General features: G+C 49.1%; 1 protein-coding gene. It reads left to right on the forward strand.

Going from position 1 to position 338, the window contains the following annotated elements:
* On the forward strand, window positions 1-338 hold a 338-nt coding region (locus AB4512_RS25325; RefSeq protein ID WP_372176220.1), incomplete at both ends, for a TRAP transporter large permease subunit.

Here is a 338-nt window from a genome sequence, read left to right on the forward strand (position 1 = left end):
AGATTACGATAAGAGCTACGCCTCTGCGGTGACTGCCGCTTCAGGGGGATTGGGTATCATTATCCCGCCATCCATTCCGCTAGTTATTTTCGGCATCTCCGCTATGGGATTAATGGCACCGCCAGAGGCCATTGCTCAACACGGACAGTTTGCCTCTTTATCTATTCCAAAACTGTTTGTTGCTGGGGTTGTGCCGGGTTTCATTATGGCGTCGACGCTAGTGGTCACTAACTACTTTATTGCTAAACGTGAAGGTTACAAAGGGCTGACTGAAAACTGGTCATTTGGCGAAGTAAGACACTCTTTGCGTCGTGGTATCTGGTCGATACTGGCTCCGT

It is taken from the genome of Vibrio sp. 10N.222.52.B7, from assembly GCF_041474275.1.
Lineage (GTDB): Bacteria > Pseudomonadota > Gammaproteobacteria > Enterobacterales > Vibrionaceae > Vibrio > Vibrio crassostreae_C.